Here is a 25,085-nt window from a genome sequence, read left to right as displayed (position 1 = left end):
TCCGACATCGGCGCCGACCGACGATCCGGGGGAGAGCACGTGCTGACGGCTCGGGGGGCGGTGCGCCCGCTCGTCGACCGCGCGACCGCCCTCGGCCGCTGCCAACTGCTCTCGCTGAACGGCCTCCTCGTCTCCGCGACCGGCTCGCTCGTCGTGGGCGCGCTCCTGCTGCTCCCCGTCGGCGCGGGCCTCCCGCTGCTGCCGCGCGCCGCGGCGGCCCTGCGCACGCTCTCCGACCGGTACCGGTCCTGGACCACCCGGTGGAGCGGCACACCCATCAGCCCGCCCGGACCGCTCGGCGGCCACGGCACCGGCCGCCGGACCGGGGCGGCCCGTGTCCTCGGCGACGACGGCTTCTGGCACGACCTCCGGTGGGCCTGGCTGGAGCCGCTGGTCGGCGGGCTGCTCGTGGCCGGCCCGCTCGCGCTCGTCGACTTCGGGCTGTTCGGCGTACTCGTCCAGCCGTTCGTCTGGCGCCGCCTCGGCCCCGACAACTGGTACGCCTTCGTCCCCGTCGAGTCCACCGCCACGATGCTGGCCGCCGCCGGCCTCGGCCTCGGGTCGATCGCGGCCGGACTCCTCCTCGCCCCCGCCACCCTCGACCTCCACGCCACCTGGAGCCGGCGCATGCTCTCCGCACCGCGCACCGCAGAACTCGTCCGCCGCATCGAACACCTCACCGGTACCCGGGCCGACGCCCTCGACGCCCAGGCCGCCGAACTCCAGCGCATCGAGCGGGACCTGCACGACGGCGCCCAGGCCCGGCTGGTCGCCCTCGGCCTCACCCTCGACCGGGCCACCCGCCTCCTCGACACCGACCCGCGGGCCGGCCGCGAGCTCCTCCTCGACGTCCGGGCCGCCTCCGCCCGCGCCCTGCAGGACCTCCGCGACCTCGTCCACGGCATCCACCCGCCGATCCTCACCGACCGGGGCCTCGGCGACGCCGTCCGCTCCCTCGCCCTCGACAGCCACCTCGACGTCCTCGTCGAGAACGGCCTGCCCGGCCGCCTCCCGACCCCCGTCGAGTCCGCCGCCTACTTCGCCGTCGCCGAACTGCTCGCCAACGCCGGCAAACACGCGGACGCCCACGAGGTCCGCATCCGCCTCGTCCACACCGACGGCGTCCTACGCGTCACCGTCACCGACGACGGCCACGGCGGCGCCGACCCTGCCCGCGGCGGCGGCCTGCACGGCATCCGGCGCAGGATCGGCAGCTTCGACGGAACCCTCGCCCTGCAGAGCCCGCCCGGCGGGCCGACCACCGCCACCCTGGAGATACCGTGCGCGTCGTCATCGCCGAAGACCTCTTCCTCCTCCGGGACGGCCTGATCCGGACCCTCCAGGACCACGGGTTCGAGGTCGTCGCCGCCGTCGACAACAGCCCCGAACTCCTGCGCGCCCTCCGCGAACACGAACCCGACGTCGCGGTCGTCGACATCCGCCTGCCCCCGACGTTCACCGACGAGGGCCTCAAGGCCACCCTCGAAGCCCGCCGCGCCCGCCCCGGCCTGCCGGTGCTGATCCTGTCCCAGTACGTCGACCAGCTCTACGCCCACGAGCTGCTCGCCGGCGGCCGGGGCGCCATCGGCTACCTCCTCAAGGACCGCGTCACCCACACCGCCCAGTTCGTCGCCGCCGTCCGCACGGTCGCCGCCGGCGGCACCGTCATGGACCCCCAGGTCATCGCCAAGCTCCTCGCCCGCAGCGACGCCCGCGGCACCACCGCCGCCCTCACCCCGCGCGAACACGACGTCCTCGAACTCATGGCCGAGGGCCGCTCCAACGCCGCCATCATGCACACCCTGCACATCAGCGAGAGCGCGGTGGCCAAGCACACGGCCAACATCTTCGCCAAGCTCGGCATCGAGGCCTCCGCCGACGACAACCGCCGCGTCCTCGCGGTCCTCGCCTACCTGAAGAACGCCGAGCGGATCACCCAACCGTCCTGACCGTCCGACCGCGCGGAAGCCGCCCCAGCCACCAACCGGCGCCGGGGCCTCCCCTCCCCGCTTTCACCCCGAAGCCCTCACGATCACTCAACCAACCGAAAGGGGCCCCGATTGGCGGAACGTCTTGTCCGATTCCCACAATGCGCCAATCGGCCGATGGAAGCCAACCGCCGGAAAGGCCACCCGAGAGAGGGCCCCACGAAACGCCGGGTGCCCTCTCTCTTACAGCCCAGAAGCGTTCAGGCGCCATCGCGATCGCGAATAAGCTTGGTAATCGGCACCACTCTTGGCCGGCCCCCACCGCTGACCCCGAATTTGAGCCCGTGGCAATAGATCTCGGGAATCCAATACCGATCGTTCTCGCGGAAGAGCGCGCCACTGGCTTCGAGCAGTCGAGTATCCGCCGGCTCCAGCTGAACGGACTCCAGCGCGAAGGGGACTTTGCGAACTTCATCCGGCAGGTCTCGCCGATCGCGGAACAGCTTGCCGACCGGAGCGTTCTCCAGCTCCATGGCGGCGATCTTGTGCGCGCTGCAGGTCGGAAGGGCTCAGCGCATCGCCGGCGGCGTCAGCAGTCGATCCGACCAGCGCTTCGGGTCGCCCACAGAGTCCTCGGCCGCCTCACCTGGGAAGACGACGATGCCGCGAGCCTGAATCTGCAGCTCGTACGCGCGATGACGTTCCAGGAACTGCTGGGCGTTCTGCTGAACGGAGTTGAGCAGAAGGTCGCGCTGGATGAACGCCACCAGGCCCAGCGGGCGCCCTCGAATCGAGCGAAGCCATTCGGGGCAACCGGTCAAGAGCGCCCTCAGAGCACGCTGCTGAACAGCATCGTTACTGAACTGTTGAAACGGGTCCTCAAGGCCATCGATGACAAAAATCGCCCGCCGGCTCCGTGCGAGGCCAGTGAGTTCCGGTTCGGCCGTTTCAGGCGTAGTACCTCGGAGACCCGCGGCCCTGGCGAGACAGGCCGGCCAGACGCGACGCCAACCACCCTCACTCAGGTCCTCACTCGGCGCTTCCGTGACAAGATCACGTAGCTCAAGGAATGCAGCGGGCTCGGCTCCGGTCAGCTTTCGGGCTGATGGCCGCTGCACACCCTCGACCTCGGCGCCCACAACGGGGCCCGACGTTGAGCGGTCAGCTCTGATTCTCGTCGCGGTGGCCCTCTTCGGCGCGGGGGCCCACCGCGCGGGCCGGCTCCTCCATCGTCAGCTCCACGCGCCGGCCCTCGGCCACCCGGCGCTCCACCGTCTCCTCGTCCGGCCACTGGTCGGGCTGTGCGCCGACTCCCCACTGGCCGTCGGCGACCATCGCGATGTCGCCCACGGCAGACGTCCTTGCCGAAAATCGACTACGCACTTCGGCATGTCACATGCCAAAGTACGCATGTCGGGAAGACCGCAGCTCAACGAAGGGATCCGTCCAACCGTGAGCACCTCTGCCACCCTCCTGCCCGCCGTTGTCCGTCCCAAGGCGGACGCTCTCACCTGGGCCTAAGGTGCTGTTGACCAGCGCGGCAGATGGCTTATGATCCCCAAACCAAGCCTTTGACCTTGGGTATTCTGATGGGCGATAGAGGATCGATGACAGTCGCAGACTCGGGAAAGGATGGGTTTCCGTCCGTACAGGAACTCCGGTTCCATGTACTCGGCTCGCTTGAGGTATGGGCCGGCGGCATACGAGTGCGTCTCGGCGGAACCATCCAAGAGCGAGTGCTGGCCACCCTGCTCCTCGAACCCGGGCGGGTAGTACCGATTGCCAGACTGGTCGAGGCCGTCTGGGCGGAGGACCCTCCTGCGACTGCGTCGCACCAGGTGCGCAAGGCCGTCGCCGATCTCCGCCGACGCCTGCCGTCCGGTCGAGAGATGATCAGCACGGACGGCCCGGGCTACCGGGTGATCACGTCGGTCAGCCAACTCGATCTTCTCGACTTCAACGCACGGATCCAGACAGCGGCACAAGCCATGGGCGTCGGGAGGCTGACCGATGCCTGCGCAGAGCTGCAGGGTGCTCTCGATCTGTGGCGGGGACCCGTCCTCGCGGGTGAGGGCGGCCCGGTGATCTGCCGCGCGGCAACTGCGCTGGAGGAGCGCCGTCTCACCGCAGCCGAACAGCTCCACGAACTGCGCCTCGAGCTCGGCGCAAGCAGCGAGCTTGTCGCGAGTCTGCGGGCACTCGTCGATGCACACCCCTTGCGTGAGACGCTGCGCGGCCAACTCATGCTCGCCCTGTACCGCTCGGGACGACAGGCGGACGCCCTGGAGGAGTACGGGAAGGTACGCGAGTTGCTCGCCGACGAGCTCGGCATCGATCCGGGGTCTCGACTGGTCAAGCTGCACGAGGGGATCCTGCGGGAGGGTCCGGAGCTGACAGCCCCGCAGGGTGGGCCGCCCGCCGCCGCCTCCGGAATGCCGGCCGAGCAACGCGGTCCGGTCTCCACACTGCCGTATGCGCTGCCGGATTTCACGGGCCGGGCCAAGGAGCTGGCAATCCTGCTCAGCCGGGTCCGGGCCGAGAGATTGCCGGATGAGCACGGCGCCCGGGTCGTAGCCATCGACGGGATGGGCGGCGCGGGCAAGACCTCATTGGCCGTACGCGCCGCTCACCAGCTGACCGAGGAGTTCCCCGACGGGCAACTCTATGTGGACCTGCGCGGGTTCACCCCTGGTGAGCAGCTCCCCATACCGGCATCGACAGCACTGGACATCCTGCTGCGCGCGATCGGTACGCCGAGCGAGCAGATACCCGAGGACCTGCCTGGCCGCACCGCCACATGGGGGTCCGCACTGGCGGGGCGCCGGATGCTACTACTCCTCGACAACGCCTCCGACGCCGCTCAAATCCAGCCGCTGTTGGCGGCTCCCCCCGGCTGCCTTGTGCTCATCACCAGCCGGGTGCGGTTGCTCGACCTCGACGGCATCGAGTGGATCTCCCTGGGGCTGATGCCCCCCGAGGACAGTGCCACGCTGGTGGCACGGACGCTGGGCCCGGCCCGTGTGCAAGCCGAACCGGAGGCGGCCGCCGAGCTCGCCGAGCTGTGCGGCCATCTCCCCCTGGCGCTGCGTATCGCCACCGCACGGCTGCGCAACCGGCCCCGGTGGACCGTGCGGCATCTCGTCGAGCGACTGCAGGACGAGAGCCGCCGGATGGACGAGCTGAGCTCGGGCGAACGCAGCGTCGCAGTGACGCTTCAGTTGTCATATCTGGCCATGGACAACAGGCACCGCGCCGCGTTCCGCGTCCTCGGGTTGCACCCCGGTGATGGCATCGACGCACACTCGGCGGCCGCGCTGCTCGACACCGATGTCCGGGACGCCGAGGACATTCTGGAGCTTCTGCTCGACGTACATCTGCTCCAACAGCCCGGATTGGGCGAGTACACCTTCCACGACCTCGTCCGCAGCTTCGCCCAGGGCCAGCACGGACCGATGACGGAACAGACCGACGCGGACGCCGTCCAGCGGTTGCTCAGCTACTACCTGACAGCCACCAACGTGGCCTGCGACGTACTGTTCCCAGGCCGTACCGCCCGCTCAACCGGGATCCCTCCGTATCAGGGAGAGCTCCCGGAACTGACGGAAGAGAAGATCGTCAGCCTCTGGTTCCGTCGCGAACATCAGCGGCTGCTGGCGGTCGTGGACCTGGCCGATCGGCTCGGCTACGACCGGCACACCGGCTGGCTGGTCCGCGACCTGGTCTTCCATCTGAACGCGGGTGGTCATTTCGAAGAGTTCCGAGCACTCGGCCGCCTCGCGGTCCAAGCCGCGCGCCGGCTCGACGATCCGGTCCTGTTGAGTATCAGCCTGTCCAGTCTTGGCGCCGCTTGCTGGAAGCTCGGCTACTTCGAGGAGGGCATCAACGTCGCCCGCGAGGGACGCGAGATCGCGGTACGCCTCGGCGACCGTGACGCCGAGGCGAACAGTGAGTCCACTCTCGGGCTGCTCATGTCGATGCTGGGGCGGTACAACAAGGCCCTTCCCCTGTTGGAGCACGCGGTCGAACTGGCCAGGGAACTTGGCACCGCCCGCGCTGAAGCGGAGACTCAGACGAATCTCAGCTCGCTGTACGCACGATGGGGCCGCTATCCGGAGGCTGCGGCGTCCGCCCTCCGGGCCCTTGAGCTGGAGCGGGACACCGCGAACCCGGTCAACGAGACCATGGCTCTGGCCGATCTGGCTTTCGCCCAGCTGGGCATGGGTCAGTACGTGGATGCCGAGGCGAGTCTGCGACGGGCCCGCGAGTTGTGCGACGAGAGCGCGCCCCAGGGCGATGTCGCCCTGGTGCTGGCTCTGTCCGCCGAGGTAGCGCACCGTCTCGGCGACAGTGACGCGGTGTCCGAGCTCGCGGAACGTGCCCAGATCCTCGCACGGTCCGGTGGTACGCCGGTCCGCCAGGCGAAGGCCGAGAACATCCTCGGTCGGCTGCATACCGCACAAGGGCGGTACACATCGGCGACGGCGCTGCACGCCCACGCGCTTGAGGTCGCCTCGGCCATCCAATTCCGCTCTGAGCAGGCATCCGCGTACCTGGGTCTGGCCCAAGCGGCCGCGGGACTTGGCGACGGCGCGACGGCTGGGAAGAACCATCTGGCAGCAGCCGAGTTGTTCGACCTCATGGAGATTCCGGAGGCCGGCCGCAGTCATTGAGGAAGGTGGCGCGGACCTCATGGCGTGGAGGTTGCCGGCCCCTTGTTGTCCGCGAGGATCTGCTGCCCGGCTGACTGGCCGGTTGCGGCGACCTGCACGGTCGCGCCGAGCCCGAGCGCCAGGATGGCAGCCGCCAGGATTCCAGTCAGTCTGATCAGCTTGGTGTGCATGGTCCGTCCCCCTGTGAGCATACGGGCGGATAAGGCGCCGCGTGGCATTGTATCCGTGTCCGTGTTCGACATCCGTGATGGTGTCGCAGGCCGATCCCGGAACGTTCCCGCCTGCATACCTTGGAGGGAAGCACCTGGTTGAGGCTTCCCCGGGATGCGGAGGGGCCGCTCACGAGTGGGTCTCGGCCGGCGGGAGACGCCGGGGCAGCAGTGGATCGGGGAGGGATCGGAGACGATGCCTCGGCAGGCACGGCTTCCAGTCGGATCACGGGGCGTCGAGAACTCCATGATCTTGGAAGCCCGTGCCTGTTGCGCTCCTGGCCCCCTCAAGCCGGCAGACCGTCACGAACCGGACGGCACAGAACTACGCCGAAGCCCTGAGCCAGATCCTGCGCGGTGTGGCGCTCTACGCCCTGCTACGCGTTGAGCAAGTTCGCCGCGACCAGCTCGGCGAGTTGGACCGCATTGAGGGCCGCACCCTTTCGCAGGTTGTCGTTGCTGATGAAGAGTATGAGGCCACGCCCCTCCTCGACGCTCTGATCCTGGCGAATCCTGCCCACGAAACTAGCGTCCTGGCCGCAGGCTTGGAGCGGGGTCGGAATGTCGGACAGCTGGACACCAGGGGCATGCTCAAGCAACACGGATGCGCGTTCAGCGGAGATAGGACGGGCGAACTCCGCATGCACCGCGAGGGAATGGCCGGTAAAGACCGGGACCCGGACACAGGTCCCGGCGACACGCAGAGACGGCAGGCCGAGAATCTTCCTGCTCTCATTGCGCAGCTTCTGCTCCTCGTCGGTCTCGGCGGATCCGTCGGTCACAATCGAACCGGCCATCGGCACGGCGTTGAAGGCGATGGTCCTGGCGAATTTCACCGGAGGCGGGAAGTCCACCGCCGCCCCGTCGATCGCCAAGCCGGCTGCTCGGTCGATCACTCCGCTCACCTGAGACCTGAGCTCTTCCACTCCGGCGACCCCGCCGCCGGACACCGCTTGGTAGGTGCTCACGGTGAGCCGCACCAGACCAGCCTCGTCATGCAACGGCTTGATCACTGGCATCGCGGCCATCGTCGTGCAGTTGGGATTGGCTATGATGCCGCGCCGCGCCTCGGACACGGCTTCCGGGTTGACCTCACTGACCACCAGCGGCACATCGGGATCCATCCGAAACGCCGAGGAGTTGTCGATGACGACGGCTCCGGCCGCCGCGAACCGGGGCGCCAGTTGCAGTGCTGTCGCTCCGCCGGCGGAGAAGATGACGACGTCCAGGCCGGATGGGTCTGCCGTTTCGGCGTTTTCCACCACGATGCTGTCGTCGCCCCATGGAAGCCGCAGACCCGCCGATTTCGCGGAGGCAAAGAAGCGCAGCTGCCCGATCGGGAAAGCACGCTGTCGAAGGATGCTGCGGATCACTACTCCAACTTGCCCGGTCGCGCCCACTACGCCGACTCGGAGACCGTGGGTGGTCATGACTTCCCTACTTTCTTGTCTTGGGTTCGAACTGGTCACTCGTAAGAACAGCGGCGGGTCAATGTCCGGTGGGTCATGATCGCGACGGAGCATGCCATCAAGCCGCACCGTCTGTTACAACTACGGCTTGATGGCAGCACTGGAAAGCCTTTCGGCTATTCAGGGTTACACGTCGTTTACAGCGGTGTTGGTCTGCGCGGAATGCGGCGAAACGGTGGTAACGACCAGTGTCTGCTGGACGAACGCGATGGCACTCTCGAGCTCGGGGGAGGACGGAGCGGCCAGCACGACCTCGCCCGTCCGATGACCCGAACTCCGCACCGCCAGGACCGTGTCCCCGGGCTCGACCTCCACGCCCGCCTGGAGCACCGACGGGTGACTTCGCACTGCCTCCAGACCGCGGATGTCCTGCACCACACCCGGTTCCGAGATCGTGAAGATGCTGGCGGCATGCCGGAACGGGCCGACCGGCGGCTGGGGCAGCGGCATCCCCACCGCCATCCGGACCACCATCTCGTACCAGTCGATGCCGTACGTGGCACCGAGGAGATCCATCAGATAGTCGCCTGGAGTCCGGACCGCAACCTCGATGGGAACCGGCCCAGCGGCGGAGAGGCGAAACTCCATGTGCACCAAGCCGGTCCGTATCCCCATGGCGCGCAGCACCCGGGCACCGGTATCGGCTACCTGCCTGGCACTCGGTTCCGGCAGGTGTACGCCGGTGCGATGACCCACCTCGACGAACTGGGGCGGCCCGGTGGTTTCCTTGGCGGTGACGTTGGCAAACCACACCTCGCCGTCGCGGACCAGTGCCTCCCAGCTGTACTCCGGGCCGTCGATCGCCTCCTCCACGATGACCCGCTCACCGGCGCGGGCCTGCGCCACGGCACGGAAGCTCTCGGCATCGGTCACCAGTTCCACACCGGCGCTGCCGGCGGAGGACAGCGGCTTGACGATCACCGGCCAGCGCTCGGCGGCCCAGGCCATCTCCTCGGCGAGGGAGTCGGTCACGGTGTACGCCGGCTGAGTGATCCCGGCCGCGGTGAACAGCGCTCGTTGCAGCGCCTTGTTCCGAGAAGCCGTCGCGGCGTGCAAGGACGGCCCGGGGAGACCGAACCGATCCTGGATCATGGCCGCGGCGATGACCTGGGGCTCGTTGAAGGCGATGACGCCGTCGAACGGGCCGTCCTGAAGGGCGAGGCAGGCACCCTCCATCCAGTGCTCGTCGAGCTCGCCCCGGGCCTGCGCCACACTCGCCGTTCCCGTCACCCGATCGGCACGGGAGGCCGCCTCGACAGCATGGACGCTCACCCCGAGTCGACCTGCGGCGGCGACGTACGGCCGACCCATCTGGCCGACCCCGATGAGAAGGAGCTTCTTCACAGGGCTCCCTCCAACACGGGCAGCGACGCGTCATGGTGAGACGACCAGGCGCTGTATTCGCCGCGGCGATACATCAGCGGGACGCGGGGGAAGACAGCGGTGCCTTCCACCCGGGCGATGAAGAGCCAGTGGTCGTCAGCACGGGTGGTGCTGACGATCCGGCACTCGGCGTAGCCCAGGGCGATGTCCGTCAGGAGCGGTGCCCCTGCCGCGAGGGCGGAGGGCTCCCAATCCACGTGCGCGAACTTGTCGGTCGCCTTGCTCGCGAACAGCTCCGATGCCGCCTGGCCTTCCACCGAGAGGAAGTTCACCGCGAACGCCTGCGAGGCGACGATCGCCGGCAGCGTCCGCGAGCCCGCACCCACCGAAATCAGTAGCGATGGCGTCGCGGCCGACACCGCGCACACCGCATTGCTGGTGAAACCGAACGGGGTGTTGCCCGCACCCATCGCAGTCACGATTGCGACCGGGGAGGGAAAGGAACCGAAGAGTTCCCTGAAGCGGTCAGAACTTTCCATCATCGCCCTTCTCTCTGTTTGGCTGACCGTGGTCATAGCGATGGGCGACATGATTCAACATGCGATAGAGCTCGCTCGACTGGAGCTGCCCCCTCGCATTCTGCCGCACCGATCCCCGGAATGGTAGATTCCCAATGTCGCCCCACTTGAGAGCACCCTGATCGTCCAGCACACACGTTGTCCTGTTCTGGTTATCGGCGTGCAGGCAAAAGGGAATGTCGAGCAATCCCAACGCGAAGGCACGGGTCAGCGCCGCGCCGACATCGGCGTCCAGATTGAGGACTCCTTCGATCAAGCACCGGGCTTCTTCCATTATTTCATCGAAGTATTCCTTTTCCTGCGGGACGGCAGCTGCCGGCGGCCCACCGGCGGCAGCGGATGCCACCCGCAGCGCGTCCAGGTTCTCCGCCACGCTCGGTATCTGCCACGCCTCGGAAACCGTTTTCACGATGAGGCGTTCACAGCGCGTATCACGGGCCAGCCGCGCGCTGCTGCGAATCAGCTCCGTGGCACCGTCAGGAGTACTCGGGAACAGCCCCATGTAGGTGTAGAGGACGACGTGCCACGTGACCGAAGGAAGATATTCCTGCGCCAATGCCCGCAGCACGCGCACAGCCGCTCGGTCCTGATCGTCGTGCGTCCCCTGGGCGTAGCTCAGCGACATGGACCGCACGCCGTGCTGTGCGAAGAACAGTCCTTCGAGCACCGTCATGGCGATCAGCAGCGACGGCGGGCACAACTGCCCCAGCAGGCACCCTCCGAAGCTCTCGATGTGCCCGTGCTCCACCTCGCCGACGAGGTAGCGGCAACTCTCGGCCCACGCCGACACCGCATGCTCGAGCGGGAGACGGCTGTACGGCATGCAGTAGGAGACCGGCCCGCCCTCCGTCGTGTCCAGGCCGGCGAGCACCAAGCTCTCGATCACCCGCAACGGCAGGGCAGTGCCGTGCCGGACTTGAATGGGGAACCCGGGCCCGTACAGTCCGGCGAGCATTTCTCGGGTTTCTTCCACCGGGTGGGAGACGATGGGGTACCCGTTGAGTTCCTCCCCCGCCCGCAGCCGCTCGATCGAGCTCACATGGTCGCCGACGCGGGTATAGCTGTCGACGGTGATGGTTCCGACGACCGGGATATCGAGGTCATGTACGTCGCGCAGGCCCGCGCGCATCGTGGCGATATTGCCGAACCCCATCCGGGGCTGCACCACCAGGGTTTCACGTCGGCGAGCGTCGGCGATGAACCGATCCATGTAGCCGGACATGCTACTGGGCCACGGACAGGCTGGCGGCGTACCCGTCCCACGGCGCGACCACCGGAACGCCGGGCTGCCAGGCAGCGAACCCGTAACGGGCGCCGAAAGCCAGGAATTCCCGGAAGCGATCGACGGCATTCTCGCCCAGGAAGACGTCGGCGCAGCCCTGGGAGAGCAATTCCCGGCGCACCCGGTCATTGTCCGACGGTGCCGTGGTGAGTTTGCCGCCCGCAACGCAAGGAACGTTGACGCCGGCGCGCTTGAGCTCCGTCAGCACGACGCTGGTGCCGTAGTAGCCATGACCGTTGACGCTGGAAACCACGAGCAGATCCGGCTGAAAGTCGTTGACCTCCTTGACGACCAGGTCCGCGGGCGTGCAGCCGCCCAGATTGCGAACCTCCCCGCCGTTCTCGGCAATGAACTTCTCCAGAAAGATGAGGTTCCAGAAATGCGAGTCGGATTCGACAGTGGTCAGCAGGCAGCGAAATACTCCGCCTTCCCCAATGCTCATGGTACGGGCTTTCTCCTATGTGGAAAGTGCGAAACTGAGCGAACATACCGTCAGCAACGAATGAAATGAGCCGACCCCATCAAGCGCGACCGCGGAGATCCCGATCGATGGCTGCAGCCGGCGGCTGGACGTCGCCTAGCTGTTCAATGCGCGATGGAAGGAACGCATCGTCAGCGGGAACAGGACAGCGGCGACTCCACTCAGCGCGATCGCGGAAACCGCGATCAGCGACTGCGGCCCGAGACTGGAGCCGAGGCCGGCCAGCAGCAGTCCACCGAGCGGTGCCGCCAGGAGATTGATCATGTAGAACGGCCCCATGACCTTGCCCAGGTGCTCCGGTGCGATCACCCTGATCCGCTGGGTGCGGTTGTAGACGTTGAAGTAGGTCACCCCGACCATCGCCATGACGAGAGCCGGACCGTAGATCAGCAGCGACGGCGCGAAGCCGAGCACCACCAGACAGGCACACAGGACGGCGAGTCCGACCACCCCGACCACCCTGACGCTGAACAAGCGCAGCAGGAACGGGATGGCCAACAGGTTGACCAGCCCGACCACGCCGATACAGACGTTCAGGAGGGCGAATGCCGATTCCGGACCGGCGAACACGTCGGTCACCAACGCCGCATTGGCGCTGAGTGCCGTGCCGAAGACCAGGTTGATCGAGAAGTTCAGACCGGCCAGCAGGACCAACGGCCTGCTCCTGGCCAGAAGTTTCCAGCCCAGGCCGAGCTCGGCCATGGTCTCCCTCGCGGTGCCGGGCTTCGCGGCCCGCGGTCCGCGGGGTATCGGCAGCCAGCAGCAGGCAGCGGCCATGAACACCGCTCCGGCGACGCCGAGGAGCATGGTCTTGTCGAAGAACATCACGCCCAGCAGCGCGAGCGCGGGGCCGACGGCCATCGCCGAAACCTCCATGCTCTGGACCAGCCCCTGCGTTTTCGGCAGGTCCTCGCCCGTGGCCACTTGTGGCACGACCTTCTCGATCGCCATCTGAACCGGCGCCATGAGCAGGGTGAGGAGCGCTCCGCAGGACATCAGGATCGGGGTCTGCCAGTCCGACAGCAGCAGGCAGCCGGCCAGGGCGAGGACGAGAACGACCGACCGGCCGGCGGTGACGACGGAGAACAGCCGGGGACCCCCGTCCCGGTCGGCTATCAACCCCGCGAACGGATAGGCCAGCAACGCCGGAAGCCATTCGATGGCATAGGCGAGGCCCAGGAAGCCGACATCGTTCGTCTTCTGGAAGACGAGCAGGGGAATGGCGAAGGCCACGACCTGTTCTGCCACGGCGACCAGCAGGACCCCGGTCAGGAAGAGGGGGCGTTGCCGGCCGGCGCGCTTCGCCACTGCCGGAATCGGCGTGACGGTCTTTACTGGCGACGACATCTCTCTCCCCCCTTCACGCCGGAAGCAGACTGGTCTCGATACGGAAGTTCTCAATGATGTACTGAATGTCCGCTTCGACCTGTGCTTCGTCCCCGACGAGGATGTACCGCCCGCTGTGGATGGCGTCATAACTGCCGTCCGGGTCCAGCACCTCCCCCGGGCTGGGCACGAGTTCGCGCCAGACCGTCGGGACCGAGGACCGCATCGAGGTCCGATGGAGCACCTTGGCAGGGAGCTGGTCACGCTTGGGAATGATCAGCCAGCCACCGGACGGGTCCGACGTCTTGGCCGGGAGGGAAACGGGCTCTCCGCAGATCGCCTTCAGCCAGACCCAGCTCAAGTTGACGCCGAAGAGCCGGTTGATGAGATGCGGCACCTCGGCACCGCCGACCCGCCCGGCGATCTCCAGGAAGACGATCTCCTCGTCCTTGGTCACGAAGAGTTCCAGGTGAATCGCCATCGACCTCATGTCGAGCGCGGCGACACAGGCCCGGACGAACTCTTCGACCCTTTCCCTCAGCGCGGATTCCTGCACGACCACGGAACCGAGTGGTGCTCCCGACGTCTCGAAAGCAAGGCAGTCGTTGATGTAGCGGGACACCACCTGGAAGGGCACCCGCGCCTCGTGGTCGGCGAATCCGTCCACGTGGTAGACGGTCCCGTCGATCAATTCCTCGATCTGGTAGTCGGCACTGTCGACGCTCGCCAGCCACGACCGGAGCGACGCTTCGTCCGCCACGCGGTGTACGCCCTTGCTGGCCGCCCCGGCGACCGGCTTGAGGATCAGGGGATAGCCGATGTCCCGGGCGATCCGGGTGGTCGTCTCCACATCCGCGCAAGGGGCGAACCGAGGCACCCGTACACCCGCGTCGGCGAGGAGCTGCTTCATGGTCAGCTTGTTCCGATAGGTACTGACCTCCGCCGGGCGCGGACCGGGGATCTCCAGTTCCTCGCGGACCTGGGCGGCCACGTCCAGCAGATACTCCGACAACGCCACCAGCTGATCGACGGGTCCGACGCGATCGGCTATTGCCCGTACGGCGGCGCACACCGCGGCGAGATCTGTCAGATCTTCGAGCATGACGAAATCCGCGATCTGCGAACGATCGGCAAGGACTCCGGTAGCCCCTTCCGCGTCGACCACATAGCTGATCCGGTGCCGGTCATGGTCGAGATCCTCGAATCGCTCAAGTTCGTTGTCCCAGCGCCGTTCGTCGGAGAACCTGGGCCAGCGGTTGAGAACCACGATGTGCATGGGGATCCCTCTTTCAGTGAGTTGATTTCAGCGGGCTCGAGCGAGCAGTCATGACTGCGGCTGCGCGTCACGCTCCAGCTCACGGATGAGGGGCACCACGTGGGTGAAGAAGGTCCTCATCTCCGGCCGGGTCGGCCAGCCGGAGAAGATGAACTCGCTGATGCCGGCGAGCTTGTACTGGAAGAGGTAGTCGGCCACCTCCTGGTAGCTGCCGACCAAGCACAGCGCCGGGCCTCCGCGGTAGGGGACGGCGCCGGTGTAGATGTAGGGCGAGAGCCAGTTTCCGTTCGCCTGATCGGCGAGCCGGAAGGAGGACTTCACCGCTTCGGAGTCGACGTTCTTGACGAATTCGCGGATCCACGCCTCGTGTTCGAGATCGGGATCGCCCATCAGCTCGGCGAGTTCGGCCAGCGCCTCCTCGCGGGTCTCCCGGGCGAGCACATGCATCCGGGTGCCGACCCGGCAGCCCCCCTCGATCAACGGCAGGCTCGCCTGCCGCATCCCTTCCGGGGTGTCGGCGTAACGCATCCAGCAATCGCCGTAGCTGAGGGCGGTCTGCTGCGCCACCTCCGAGGCACCGCTGATGTAGATCTGGGGACGCTTGCCACCCTTGTAGCCGAGGTGCAGTTCCGCGTCCTTGATCGAGTAGTGCTGCCCGTCGAAGGTCTGCGGGACCTCGCCCTCCCAGAATTCCCGGAGGATGTGGAGGAACTCACCCGCCCTGGCGTACCGCTGGTCGTGGTCCAGGAAATCACCGTAGCCGGCCTGCTCGGCCACCGAGATCCCGGCGACCACGTTGAGGGAGAGGCGGTCGTCGGACATCCAGGAAAGGGTGTTGACGATCTGCGTGAAGAGCGTCGGCGAAAGGAGCCCCGGGCGGTACGCGAGCATGAACTTCACCCGCTCCGTCTGCTGGGTGAGGGCCGCGATGATCGGCACGGGATCCGGCAGGTAGTGCCCGATCCCGAACAGGAGGCTGTCGACGCCGAGTTCCTCGGCCTCCTTGACGAAGTCGGTGATCTCGCCCATGTCCAGGGCGCCCAGCTTGTACTTCTCCGTGGGCTTGGCCTGGCCGCCCCCGTCCGTCGGTACGTCCCAATGAATGCGCAGCGGTTCCACTGTTGTTCTCCTCACTCCGGAAGGTTTACGGGTCGGTGTCCGGCGGAGCCGATGAGCAGCCCGCTGTTGGCCGAGCGGGCCTTCGGTGCGAGGCGCGCCGGATCCGTGGAACCGGGCTGCTGATACAGCCGGGCGTGTTCGCGCCGGACCTGGGCGTCCACCTCGTCCAGTGGGGCCAACCACCGCCGGGCGGTGCCGTCCGGTTCGACGACCGACATCAACCCGGTTCCGTGCACGGCCTCGGCCATGACCCCGGCGCCGGCCAGGGCTTCGGCCACGCCACGCTGGTCACCTGTGAACGCCAGGACGGGCTCGGCGGAGGGCACTGCCACGGCGACGAGTCCCGTCTCCCGCATCAGCGTGGCGACCTGGTCGGGATCGACACCGGTCGCAAGCCGGAAGACCTGGGCCTTCCGGTCACCGACCACCGCGGTCGTGCCCGCCCCCGGACCCACGACCGTTCCTCGGTCGTCGCCCAGGGACCGGCACGCGATGGCGACGCCGTACCGCCTGGCCGCCGCCACCGAGCCGCCGAACAGGACCTTGGCCCCGCTGTCCGACATCGCTTCGCACTGCGCGTAGGACAGCTCCGGCATCAGCCGAGCCGCTGGTTCGGTGTAGGGGTCGGTGGTGTACACACCGGGGACATCGGAGTAGATCTCACACTCGGTGACGCCGAGTGCCCCGGCGATGGCGACCGCGGTGAGGTCCGAGCTGTTGCGGCCGAGCATGGTGATGCGGCCATCGGGCCGTACCGCCTGGCCACCGGCCAGCACGACGACCTGATGCTCGGTCAGCGCCTTGAGCACGGGCGCGGGGTCGATCGTGACGATCCTCGATCGGGTGGCGGTGTCATCACCGACGATGCCCAGCTGGTGCGCCCAGAGATCGATCGCCGTACTCCCCTGTGCGTGCAGGGCGGCCCGGAGCAGAGTGGCGCTCAGCATTTCGGCGGTGGCCAGCGCCTGGTCCTGCACCTCCGGCTTCAGGTCCGGATCAACCGCCAACGCCGCCTCGAGCAGACGTCCGGTGGAGCCGGACATCCCGCTCACCACGGCGATCACCCCGGTGCGGCCATCGCCGGTCAGCTCGATCAGATGAGCAGCGACCCGGGCGTAGTCCGCCAGCTCCACGAAGGATGATCCACCGAACTTGACGACACGCAGGTGCTGGGGGTCACGCGGCATCGTTCACCATCCTCGACGACGAGTTCGCTGCCTGCGCGCCCTCGGACGTGCGCCTCTTCTCGCCGCCGAGCCCCCATTCGGTGGGCTTCTCCTGGCTCAGAATCGTGAACACCCGGCCGATGGCATCGCCCATCCCCCAGACGTCGGTGTACGCGGGCCACTTGGGGTGTCCGGCGTCGATGTCGTGCTGACGGGCGTACGCCGCACGGACCCACTCCTTGGTCGAGGGCCGCCGGTGGTGGAAGTCGTGCTGAGCGAGATCGCCGGGTACGACGAGGACTCGAGCCGGGATGTGGTAGCAGACGAGGCGGGCGCCCCATCGGAACCAGGCGCGGAACGCGGCGGCCCCGCCGAGGCCCACCGGCGGCAGCGGGTCACCGCAGAACCGTCCCCAGGAGTGCGACACATGGAAGGCCCGGCCGCTCAGGCTGCCGTCCTTGGCCTTGAACCAGGCGTGCTCGCTGAGGAACTCCAACAGCGCGACGACGTGGTAGATCGGGAGCATCGGGACCAGCACGGCGACGGTGAACTCCCACCACACCCCCTGCCAGGTCACCAGGCCGAGAATGACGGCCAGGTAGGCGAACCCCATGACCCGTCGGTACGGCGCACAGCGGACGAGGTTCTGGGCCAGCCGGGTGTACAGGAACTCGGCGTGGAACCGCGGGGACACGATCATCAGAGCCAGCCGGCGCCGCAACGCCCGGGTGGTCATCCCGGGCCGGAAACCGAGCATGAGCAGATGCTGGATGGTGGGATCGGCGAGGGTCGCGAAGGTTTCCTTGCGATGGTGGAGATTGACGTGGTCCTCGTAGTACTGATCCGCGTCGTCGGTGCAGACGAGCGTGGACAGCACTTGGTGGATCAGTCGGTCCTGCCGTATCCGCCCGGTGAAACGGGTGTGGATGGCGTGGTGCGCGATCACTGTCGAGCACACGCGCGCCGCGGACGCGGTGAGGCACCAGGCCAAGGGCAGCAGTGCGAGCGTCCAGAGCGGACCCCGTGCGACGATCCACCAGGCACTGCCGATACCGGCCGCGAGTGCGACGAGGTCGCAGATCAGGTACGTGACGGGGTTCAGGCGAACCAGTGGCTGCTGGCCGGGGAGCGCCTTACCGGTGATCCAGGTCCAGCCGTGTTGCGTCCACCGGGGGAAGCGCTGATAGGAAGCCCTGATCTCTTCCGAACGTGCTGCGGATGTCGCCGTCATACGTGGATCCCTTCCTTCTCGTGACTACCGTCTTGGCGGCCGACGGGGGCACCGAGCGCTTCGGCGCTCACTTCGGCGAAGGCCGCGCCCAGGATGTCCAGGGCCTCCTGGGCTTCCCCGCGGCTGAGGTTCAGGGGCGGCAGGAACCGGGCGACGCAGTCGTCCCGTCCTGCGAGCTCGAAGAGCAGCCCCCGGCGGAGCGCAGCCATCCGGACCCGGCCGGCGACCTCGCTCGCGGTCCAGCTGCCGAGCGGGTTCAGCTCGACACCGAGCATCAGCCCGCGCCCCCGGACCTCGCCGATCATGGGGCCGATGGCGTGGTTCAGCTGCAGCGCGTCCAGTCCCGCCCGGAGGAACTCCCCGATCTCGCGCACATGCGCCAGCACGTCATCGCGCTCGACGATCCGCATGAGGGCGGCACCCGCGGCGAAGGCGAGCTGGTTGCCGCGGAAGGTTCCGGTGTGCGCGCCGGGCGCCCAACCGTCCAGCCGCTCGTCGTAGATGATGACCGAAGCCGGGTGGCCGCCGCCCAGGGCCTTGGACGAGACGATGACGTCGGGTTCGATCCCGTACTGCTCGAAGGCGTACCACGTACCCGTCCGCCCGCAGCCGGTCTGCACTTCGTCGACCACCAGCGGGATGTTCCGCTCGCGCGTGATCCGGCGGAGCTCGGTGACGAACTCGGCCCGGGCCGGGACCACCCCGCCTTCGCCCTGGACCATCTCGAGCACCACAGCGGCCGGGAGGCGCACGCCGCCGTTCGGATCAGCCAGCAGATTCTCCAGGTAGCGCACGCAGTTGACCTGGCAGCTGTCCGGGTTCAGAGACAGCGGGCACTTGAAGCAGTACGAGTACGGGAAGAACGTCGTACCGGGCAGCAGGTTGTGCAGGTGCTCCTTCGAGCCACGCAGCCCGGTGATCGCAAGCGTGCTCTGCGTGCTGCCGTGAAAGCCGCCGTGGAACGAGATCACATCCGCCCGCCCGGTCGCGGTCTTGCAGAGCTTCAGCGCGGCATCGATTCCGTCCGCACCGGTCGGCCCGCAGAAGTGGATCTTCATTCGGTCCCGCATGGCCTCGGGCAGCATCCCGAGGAGCCGGGTGGAGAATTCCGACTTCGCTTCGGTGGGGAAGTCGAGCATGTGGGTGGCGACATTCAGCTGAGCCTGTGCTGCGGCGATCAGTTCGGGATTGCCGTGGCCGAGAGCCAGCACGCCGGCCCCGCTCAGAAAGTCGAGGAACCGGTTTCCGTCGACGTCGTGCAGATAGGAACCCTGTCCGCCGGCGACCGCGATCGGCGTGTGTCGCGGATAGGTACGGGCCGAGGACTCATCCCGCTCCTGCTGCTCCAGCAACCGCCGCGAAGCGGGCCCCGGGAGACTGGTGACAACGGACGCACTCACGACGAATTCCTTTCGCCCCACTCAGGAGCCGGGTTTGACTGCTTGATGCCCTGGTCGAGAGGGGCGACGAATGCGAAGTGGAGCGCGTCGCGCGCAATCTCGATGAGCCGTTCCGCTCTGCTTTCCGCTGTCACGGTTCGACGCTGAAGAGGTTCTCGCTGTGTGCCGCCGCCAGCTCCGCCACCCGCGCCTGGAATTCCTGGGAGTCACCAGGACCGCGCCCGTGCTCGAAGCACTCGATGAGGCCCTCGCGCCCCAGGTAGTCGGTCGGCGGGCGGGAGTGGTCGCCGGGCTTCGCCGTCACATAGAGCGCGCGCTCGACCGGATCGAACCCCTGCGGCCGGTGTACACCGGTGATCGTGCCGCCGGCGGCCTTGAGGAAGCTGATCGCCGCGATCCCTTGCGGCGTGTCGGGGATCTGCGGCAGCTCTTCGATCGTCCGGCGGTACGCCGCGATGTGCAGGTCGTACGGGCTGAACCCGTAGACCCGGTCGATGAGGTCCATGATGCCGTCGCCGCCGGGGCGGGCCCCGACCTCGACCACGCTCAACTCGTCCCCGTTGACCAGGATCTCGACGTGGGCGATGCCGCGGTCGATGTGGAGCGCCTCGCAGGCCTTGAGCGCGAGCTCGCGCAGTGCGGCGTTGCCGGTCTCCCGGCTCGGCACCAGCTGGCCGGTCTCGGCGAAGTACGGGGGTGCGCTCTTGCTCTTGTCGGTGACGGCCAGCACCGCGCGGCTGCCCTCGTAGTTGATGACCTCGACGGAGACCTCGTGCGTCGAGACGAAGTACTCCTCCACCTGGAAACGTCCGTCAGTGAGGTCGAAGGTCCCGGCGACCTCCATGAGCGAGGAACGGCAGTGCTCATAGGCGTCGTCGAGTTCGTCAGCCGCGTTGACCCTGATGATCCCGACGCTCCCGGCGAAGTCCCTCGGCTTCAGCACCAGGGGGAACTCCAGCTCCGCGGCTATTGCTCGCAGCTCCTCGGCGGTGGAGAACAACCGGTGCCGGGCGCAGGGAACACCGGCTTCCTCAAACGCCACCTTCATCGTGTGCTTGTCCCGCGAGAGCCGGAGCGCTTCGTCGGAGAGCGCCGGCAACCCGTAGTGGTGGGCGATCGTCACCGAGGCCTGCAGGGTCATCTCGTAGATGGGAACCACCGCGTCCGGCTTCAGGCCGGTCTGCCGCTCGAATTCCTCCACTGCCTTCAGCGCGGACTTGGCGTGGTAGGGACTGGCCGGGAGGACGTGGTCGAAATACCGGTTCGCACCGGAAACGGGATCCTCCGTCATACCAATCACCGGGCCGGGATAGGCACGCAGGGCGGAAACGATGGCTCGCTCACGCAACATCAGATCGGCACCGAGCAGCAGAAGGTACCGGTCCCCGTTAGCGTGGGCACGCTGCAAACTGAACATGGACTTCCTTAGCGCTTCGTCACCATGACGTGGCGAGGGTCTCAGCGCTGGTTCCCGAAACGTTCCCCCTCTGGTACTCAGGGCTTCGGCGCAGTCGCGTGACGTCCGTTTTGTGATCACGCGAGGCCGAGGAGGACGAGGGGCCGGGTCCGAGGAAGGCCAGGAAGTGTCCGCCCTGCTGTTCGTAGCGGACGGTCGGACGGCGGTAGCCGAACAGCCAGGCGGTGCCTGCCCAGGCGCTCCTTGGACTCCACGCCCGGCCGCGTGCACGTTCGCCCCGGAGGCGGCGACCACCAGGGGCAGGCCCTGGGCGTCGCAGGCCACGTGGATTTTTCTAGTGGTTGTCGCAACACTCCTGTTCGGGGAGTGCGATGGACTTCGGGATTCGGGTGGATCGACGGCCGAAGGGCCGGGTGAAGCCGGTGCGGGAGCGGGAGGCGTACTCGCGGCTCGTGCAGCAGGGCGTGAGCTACACCGAGGCGTACCGGATCGTGGGCGTGGACCGCAGGACCAGCCAGCACTGAAAACCACGAAGGCCCAGGTCAGACGATGTCTGCCCTGGGCCTTCCATGGAGCCGCCTGCGGGATTCGAACCCGCGACCTACGCATTACGAGCTCGAGAGTGATCATGATGGCTGCTGCCGGCATCGATCACTTGGTGATAAAACCGCAGGTCAGAACATTGCGCCGTGATCCACGATCCCGCCCGAACCAGCACGTGCTGCCCCGTCCGCTCACGCATCGCTCACGCAGAGACGCCCGCGCCGACGCCACTCATGCGTCGTCATCATGGTCGGCGGCGGCGCGGTTCAGGCGGCTTGCGGGTGGGGTCGAGCTCCAGGTTCGAGCGAGAGTCGTTGACCTCGCCTTTGGCAAGCCAGGCGTCGAGCGCAGTACGCCGGTAGTACACGCGGCCGGCCAGCCGGAAGCTCGGCGGCCCCGACCTTCGGTCACGCAGGCCGTACATGGCCTTCGGCGTCCTGCGTACATAGACCGCAGCCTCCGCCAGCGTCAGGACCGGCGACTCCACGTGGGTCCCGTGGGCCCGATTTGCGGCAGTCATGTTCGGTCTCCGTCGTCAGCACCCGCAGCGAGCTGCGCCCTGATCTCGTCGATGCGGCTCTGTGTAGCAGCGGCGGTCTTCTGCTGACGCTTGAGCTTCGCTTCCACGGACGTCAGCTCGGCGGCAAGACGCTCCCGCTCAACCGGACCAGGCGTACCGGGCTCGCGCGCGACGTCGTTGTCGCAGAGCGGCCCGATGCGCTCGCTGGACACCACTCCCCGGTCTGCCTCACACACCGGGCAGCGGGCGATCCCCAGCGAGTAGTAGCTATGGCTGCGGTGCTGTGTCGTCTCCTTAACGTGGTCGCAGGTCAGCGTCAGCTTCCAGACATCCAGCTCCTTCTTCCGGTCCTCCGGCCGCGAGGAGAAGAGGATCTTCGCGATCTTTTCGGCCTGCTTCGGGCCCATCGGCGGCGTAGGGCAGCAGCCGAAGCAGTGCAATACCGCAGAGCCAGAAATACCCCAGCGTCCCTCGTGGCACTCGCCGTGCCGCTCCTGAAACTGCTTCTCAGCGAGGTCACGCTCCTGACGCTCCTGATCTGTCATTGGCGACGGGGCCGGCCGATCGCCCGCTCGACCAAGAAGGGGTTGCCCACAGCCGCGACATGGCACGCCGGCCTTGTACTCCTCCCAGCTGAGGTACTTGCCCTCGCGTCGCCATCGTTGGCGCCGTTCCTCGTCCCGCTGGTGCCGTTCCTCACGGGCCAAGGCCTCGCGACGGGCCCGCGCTGCGGCCCGTTGCTGCCGTTGCTCCTCCGTCAGTTTCGCCATGACGCCTGCCGCATTTACGCCTCCTTGTTCAGGCCATTCGCAGCATCTTGGGCAGGCCTCCACCGTAATTGGCAGGGATGCACCAAACGGCCAGGAAACGACGGACCCTACCGAGGATTTGACCGAACTTGGCGGGACAGCAATGGAAAATGAGAGCTCCGAGATCGTTCTCCCCTCCACGGCGGGCCGCACCGACGATGTGCCAGATCTCCGCCGATTAGCTACCCGGCACACACCTGGTTCAGCGGTTGGCGGGGAGCGCCATGGAACACCTGCCGCACATGCCACTCCCGGTACCGGTCCGCGACCGGCGGGAGACCCAACTTCGGGCCGATAACGGGGCGTCCGGCGAGCACAAGCACATGCTGCCGGCTGGCCTCACTGCGGCCGCCGAAACGCTGGGAACAAGGATGCAGCGGTCCTTTCCCAAACCGAGAACGCCCTTGTCGAAGAGCTTATGGTGCAGTGAGCACAGGCACAGCCCGTTGTCGACCTCGTCCGGTCCATCGTGCGACCACCAGCGCACGTGCGCGGCCTCCAGCCCGACTGTGCTTGCGCCGAGTGTTCCGCCATAGCCACAATACGCGCACTGGAACTCGTAGACGGTGAGTATGAGTTCGCGCATTCGCCGGTTCCGCTGCCTCCGGGTGGCAGCATCGGCATTCAAGATCCCGGTCTCGGCGTGCTCCAGGTCGAGTCCCACGACTTCGCAGAGGTCTGCATGTAAGGACGATCGGACGTGAGCGTCCAGTAGCACCCTGGCATCCGGCCCAGCAGAGACGGTTCCTCGGCGAACAGCCCGGAGCCCGGGGGCGAGCCTGCCAGCGGCTCCGCTTGAACAAAGGACCCGAACCCCGCTTCCGGGGCTTCCCGGGCCTTGGTCGGTTCTGACTTCCCACACACCGTCACGGACCAGGTGGAGGAACGGGTAAGCAGGGGTGTCGGGCGCGACGGTCCGTACTCGGCGAGCAACCGCTTGAGCGCCTCTTCAACCGCGCTGTAGCGCAGTTCGCCGTCGGCGTCCTGCTGGTAGCCGCCCAGGGCGTACAGCCGCAGCAACGGCTTGTGTGGAGCGCGAACGCCGTTGTTCGTCCAGCGCCTCAGCCTCGCGACCCGATCGAGCCAATCCATAGCCGCCCAGTAGTTCGCGATACGGCCGGGGGATCGCCGTTGGCCGATGAACCGAGGTAGGGGTGGGCGCCGGCGACGTAATCGTCGATCTGCTGGCGCGTGCTTGGGAGGATGTCGTACTGACCGAGGTCGGCGGGCTGGACGAACCGGACGCCATCGACCTCGTCGTTGATCGTCGGCTGGCCACCCATTGGCGGCCGATATAGGTGCTCTCGTGCTGCTGCTGGCTCTCACCGTCGGTGTAAGCGACGATGTGGTTCGGGTTCGTGTAGACGCCGAGGAAGCCGGTGATCTCGGCGAGGATGCCAGTCTTCCTCCAGACACTCGCGCACGGCGCACTGGGCGGCGATCTCGTCGATGTCCTGGGCGCTGCCGGGCAGCGCCCACTGGCCAGCGTTACGGCGGCGCTAGAGCAGGATCGCGCCCTGATCATCGACGACGAGCAGGTTGCTAGCCGGGATGAGCGTGCGCGCCTGTACGAGTTGACCGCGAAGGCCGCGGGGCTGCTCGCTTACATGTCCGTCAACGCCGGACGGCTGTCACTCGCCTGTGCCTACAGCCAGGAAGCCCTCACGCTCGCCGCCGCCATCGCCTACAGCGACCTGATCTCCTGGGCCTGCGGCACCCAGTCCCCGGACGCCCGCGACGGTGACCTCCCCGGCGTCGGCGCCGACCCCACCCGCGGCTTCGCTCCCCGCTCCCCCAATCCCTCTGGTGCAGCGACGTCCCCGAGCCAGATGACATCTACCAGAAGGGACCCATCACCAACCGCGCCCTGCGAAGCAAGCGGCGAGCCCGTATCTTCACCCTTTGCCATAGGGGGTTGCGCACACCTCCCCCGGCTTCAGCCATGATGCTCACATGGCTACCATCCAGTCCGCAGCGGAGATCAACCACCTCCTGGCGCACCTCAAGGGGCGGACAATCGCAACGCTGCAGGTACTCGGCATCAACTCGCTGAAGTCCGTTTCACCGCCGCCAGAAGCACTCTCGGGTGAAGTTGTAACGGCGGTCGAGATCGTCGAGCGAACCATCAGCATCAACACTGCCAGCCACCTCATCACGTTCGATCTTCAGCGGACCGGTCGTGTTGTCCTGCACGAGGCCACGGAACCATTTCGGCTGGTGGCGGGGACCGCCCGCCCCACCGTCCGCCTCCTCATGGACGACGGATCGGGCCTGGATCTCACCGAGCCCGCGAAGACGAAACGGATCACGGCCACGATCTCAGCCCAGCCTGAATGAC

At 67.3% G+C, this 25,085-nt stretch carries 23 protein-coding genes and 2 pseudogenes; 5 read left to right on the top strand and 20 right to left on the bottom strand.

What is annotated here, in order from left to right:
• The first annotated feature begins 39 nt into the window (after positions 1-39).
• A complete protein-coding gene (locus tag ACFV4F_RS20120; protein WP_380504140.1) occupies positions 40-1,329 on the top strand; it encodes a histidine kinase in 1,290 nt (429 codons plus the stop codon).
• Positions 1,281-1,949, top strand: coding sequence for a response regulator (locus ACFV4F_RS20115; protein ID WP_380435648.1), 669 nt, complete (start codon positions 1,281-1,283; stop codon positions 1,947-1,949). Before ACFV4F_RS20120 ends, ACFV4F_RS20115 begins: the two co-directional genes overlap by 49 nt.
• A gap of 239 nt (positions 1,950-2,188) precedes the next feature.
• Here ACFV4F_RS20115 and ACFV4F_RS20110 read toward each other — a convergent pair whose 3' ends face one another.
• From ACFV4F_RS20110 to ACFV4F_RS20100, 3 genes are all read right to left on the bottom strand, one after another.
• Positions 2,189-2,461, bottom strand: a complete 273-nt coding sequence (locus tag ACFV4F_RS20110; protein WP_380504137.1) for a hypothetical protein — start codon at positions 2,459-2,461, stop codon at positions 2,189-2,191.
• Between the two features lie 36 nt (positions 2,462-2,497).
• Complete coding sequence (locus tag ACFV4F_RS20105) at positions 2,498-2,695, bottom strand: hypothetical protein (RefSeq protein WP_380504134.1); 198 nt, start codon at positions 2,693-2,695, stop codon at positions 2,498-2,500.
• 394 nt (positions 2,696-3,089) lie between these two features.
• Positions 3,090-3,278, bottom strand: coding sequence for a hypothetical protein (locus tag ACFV4F_RS20100; protein WP_380504131.1), 189 nt, complete (start codon positions 3,276-3,278; stop codon positions 3,090-3,092).
• A 386-nt stretch (positions 3,279-3,664) separates the two neighbouring features.
• Between ACFV4F_RS20100 and ACFV4F_RS20095 the strand changes: the two genes are divergently transcribed.
• Positions 3,665-6,598, top strand: coding sequence for a BTAD domain-containing putative transcriptional regulator (locus ACFV4F_RS20095; RefSeq protein ID WP_380435640.1), 2,934 nt, complete (start codon positions 3,665-3,667; stop codon positions 6,596-6,598).
• Positions 6,599-6,615: 17 nt separating this feature from the next.
• Here ACFV4F_RS20095 and ACFV4F_RS20090 read toward each other — a convergent pair whose 3' ends face one another.
• The 13 genes from ACFV4F_RS20090 to ACFV4F_RS20030 all read right to left on the bottom strand — a co-directional run bounded on the left by ACFV4F_RS20090 (position 6,616) and on the right by ACFV4F_RS20030 (position 20,749).
• Complete coding sequence (locus tag ACFV4F_RS20090) at positions 6,616-6,768, bottom strand: hypothetical protein (RefSeq protein WP_380435638.1); 153 nt, start codon at positions 6,766-6,768, stop codon at positions 6,616-6,618.
• Positions 6,769-7,184: 416 nt separating this feature from the next.
• Positions 7,185-8,237, bottom strand: a complete 1,053-nt coding sequence (locus tag ACFV4F_RS20085) for an aspartate-semialdehyde dehydrogenase (RefSeq protein ID WP_380504128.1) — start codon at positions 8,235-8,237, stop codon at positions 7,185-7,187.
• Between the two features lie 165 nt (positions 8,238-8,402).
• A complete protein-coding gene (locus tag ACFV4F_RS20080; RefSeq protein WP_380504125.1) occupies positions 8,403-9,620 on the bottom strand; it encodes an ATP-grasp domain-containing protein in 1,218 nt (405 codons plus the stop codon).
• Positions 9,617-10,138 (bottom strand): flavin reductase family protein, encoded by a 522-nt coding sequence (locus tag ACFV4F_RS20075; protein ID WP_380504175.1) that lies wholly within the window; start codon positions 10,136-10,138, stop codon positions 9,617-9,619. Before ACFV4F_RS20075 ends, ACFV4F_RS20080 begins: the two co-directional genes overlap by 4 nt.
• On the bottom strand, positions 10,125-11,387 hold the full coding sequence (locus tag ACFV4F_RS20070; protein WP_380435630.1) for a methylaspartate mutase: 1,263 nt from the start codon (positions 11,385-11,387) through the stop codon (positions 10,125-10,127). Before ACFV4F_RS20070 ends, ACFV4F_RS20075 begins: the two co-directional genes overlap by 14 nt.
• A gap of 13 nt (positions 11,388-11,400) precedes the next feature.
• Positions 11,401-11,901 (bottom strand): cobalamin-dependent protein, encoded by a 501-nt coding sequence (locus ACFV4F_RS20065; protein WP_380504122.1) that lies wholly within the window; start codon positions 11,899-11,901, stop codon positions 11,401-11,403.
• A gap of 135 nt (positions 11,902-12,036) precedes the next feature.
• The gene (locus ACFV4F_RS20060) at positions 12,037-13,287 is read right to left on the bottom strand and encodes an MFS transporter (protein ID WP_380435626.1); all 1,251 of its coding nucleotides are present in this window, start codon (positions 13,285-13,287) and stop codon (positions 12,037-12,039) included.
• 13 nt (positions 13,288-13,300) lie between these two features.
• Positions 13,301-14,542: an acetyl-CoA carboxylase biotin carboxylase subunit family protein gene (locus ACFV4F_RS20055; protein ID WP_380504119.1), complete on the bottom strand. Its 1,242-nt coding sequence runs from the start codon at positions 14,540-14,542 to the stop codon at positions 13,301-13,303.
• 48 nt (positions 14,543-14,590) lie between these two features.
• On the bottom strand, positions 14,591-15,661 hold the full coding sequence (locus ACFV4F_RS20050; RefSeq protein ID WP_380435622.1) for an LLM class flavin-dependent oxidoreductase: 1,071 nt from the start codon (positions 15,659-15,661) through the stop codon (positions 14,591-14,593).
• Between the two features lie 11 nt (positions 15,662-15,672).
• Positions 15,673-16,848 (bottom strand): hypothetical protein, encoded by a 1,176-nt coding sequence (locus ACFV4F_RS20045; RefSeq protein WP_380504116.1) that lies wholly within the window; start codon positions 16,846-16,848, stop codon positions 15,673-15,675.
• Positions 16,838-18,058, bottom strand: a complete 1,221-nt coding sequence (locus ACFV4F_RS20040; RefSeq protein WP_380435618.1) for a hypothetical protein — start codon at positions 18,056-18,058, stop codon at positions 16,838-16,840. Before ACFV4F_RS20040 ends, ACFV4F_RS20045 begins: the two co-directional genes overlap by 11 nt.
• Positions 18,055-19,458: a diaminobutyrate--2-oxoglutarate transaminase family protein gene (locus ACFV4F_RS20035; RefSeq protein WP_380504113.1), complete on the bottom strand. Its 1,404-nt coding sequence runs from the start codon at positions 19,456-19,458 to the stop codon at positions 18,055-18,057. The genes ACFV4F_RS20040 and ACFV4F_RS20035 overlap by 4 nt, the downstream gene beginning before the upstream one ends.
• A gap of 130 nt (positions 19,459-19,588) precedes the next feature.
• Positions 19,589-20,749: an acetyl-CoA carboxylase biotin carboxylase subunit family protein gene (locus ACFV4F_RS20030; protein WP_380504110.1), complete on the bottom strand. Its 1,161-nt coding sequence runs from the start codon at positions 20,747-20,749 to the stop codon at positions 19,589-19,591.
• Positions 20,750-21,246: 497 nt separating this feature from the next.
• Between ACFV4F_RS20030 and ACFV4F_RS20025 the strand changes: the two genes are divergently transcribed.
• A complete protein-coding gene (locus ACFV4F_RS20025) occupies positions 21,247-21,399 on the top strand; it encodes a hypothetical protein (RefSeq protein WP_380435612.1) in 153 nt (50 codons plus the stop codon).
• Between the two features lie 263 nt (positions 21,400-21,662).
• Here ACFV4F_RS20025 and ACFV4F_RS20020 read toward each other — a convergent pair whose 3' ends face one another.
• From ACFV4F_RS20020 to ACFV4F_RS20005, 4 genes and pseudogenes are all read right to left on the bottom strand, one after another.
• Entirely contained in the window at positions 21,663-21,938 is a 276-nt protein-coding gene (locus ACFV4F_RS20020) for a helix-turn-helix domain-containing protein (RefSeq protein WP_380504107.1), read from the bottom strand.
• Positions 21,935-22,483 (bottom strand): hypothetical protein, encoded by a 549-nt coding sequence (locus tag ACFV4F_RS20015; RefSeq protein ID WP_380504104.1) that lies wholly within the window; start codon positions 22,481-22,483, stop codon positions 21,935-21,937. Before ACFV4F_RS20015 ends, ACFV4F_RS20020 begins: the two co-directional genes overlap by 4 nt.
• A gap of 446 nt (positions 22,484-22,929) precedes the next feature.
• Positions 22,930-23,839, bottom strand: a pseudogene (locus ACFV4F_RS20010) (phosphorothioated DNA-binding restriction endonuclease).
• 50 nt (positions 23,840-23,889) lie between these two features.
• A pseudogene (locus ACFV4F_RS20005) lies at positions 23,890-24,300 on the bottom strand (NUDIX hydrolase); the annotation flags it as partial.
• A gap of 400 nt (positions 24,301-24,700) precedes the next feature.
• On the opposite strand from ACFV4F_RS20005, the gene ACFV4F_RS20000 reads away from it, so the two are divergent.
• Positions 24,701-25,084 (top strand): hypothetical protein, encoded by a 384-nt coding sequence (locus tag ACFV4F_RS20000; protein WP_380504101.1) that lies wholly within the window; start codon positions 24,701-24,703, stop codon positions 25,082-25,084.
• Position 25,085 lies beyond the last annotated feature (1 nt).

Origin of the sequence: Kitasatospora sp. NPDC059722, from assembly GCF_042733235.1 — a bacterium.
Taxonomy (GTDB): domain Bacteria; phylum Actinomycetota; class Actinomycetes; order Streptomycetales; family Streptomycetaceae; genus Kitasatospora.
Note: the sequence above shows the minus strand (reverse complement) of the source record. Positions and strands in the feature narration are given on the sequence as shown.